General features: G+C 43.3%; 1 protein-coding gene. It reads left to right on the top strand.

Annotated features, from left to right (window positions below):
• Nucleotides 1-213: 213 nt before the first annotated feature.
• On the top strand, nt 214-887 hold a 674-nt coding region (locus tag A3738_RS07830), incomplete at its 3' end, for an NAD(+) kinase (protein ID WP_068763504.1).

The raw sequence follows: 887 nt of genomic DNA, 5'->3' as shown, positions 1-887 counted from the left end.
TACGATGTCTTTCTGCGCGATAAGCCAGTTCAAATTATTTAGCGCGAGCTTGATGTGATCTATTGAAGAATAAGATTTGTATTGCAGCTTAGAAACCATTTGTAATGCAATTTTCTGATACTATTGTCGTAAGTCTAAATTGCTTCGGTTAAAAAATCCCACAGCTAGAGCAAAAAAATCTCTTTAAGTGCTTCTTTGGAGTCACCCTTTTTTATGGAAAATTTTACGCATATTGGTTTGATTGGCCGCCTCGGTAGTGCAACGGTCATAGAAACGTTGCGCCGTTTGAAACGCTACCTCGTGTCAGAGGGGTACCATATTATTCTTGAGGAGCAAGTGGCTGAATTAATGCCAGGTCATGGTTTGCAGGTATCTAGCGTAAAGATGATGGGTGAGGTGTGCGACCTTGTTATTGTAATTGGTGGCGACGGAAGCCTATTAGGAGCAGCTCGGGAACTCGCTAAATCAAACGTTCCTTTATTAGGAGTGAATCGTGGGCGATTAGGTTTTCTTACGGATATTTCTCCTGAACAAATTGAAGATGGAGTCGATGCCGTTTTAGAAGGTGACTATGTCGAAGAAAAACGCTTTTTACTTGATGTATTGGTGCGCCGAAATGGTGAGCCGGTCGGTTACGGTTCAGGTTTGAATGACATTGTTCTGCATCCTGGTAAATCGACACGAATGATCGGCTTTGATCTCTTTGTTGAGGGACAATTCGTATATAGCCAGCGCTCTGATGGTTTGATTGTCAGTACCCCAACAGGATCAACCGCATATTCTTTGTCTGCAGGTGGCCCTCTTCTCCATCCCAAGTTAGATGCAATTGCTCTTGTTCCAATGTTCCCTCATACGCTGAGTAGCAGACCTATTGTGGTAGACGGGAA

It is taken from the genome of Oleiphilus sp. HI0066, from assembly GCF_001635725.1.
Note: the sequence above shows the minus strand (reverse complement) of the source record. Positions and strands in the feature narration are given on the sequence as shown.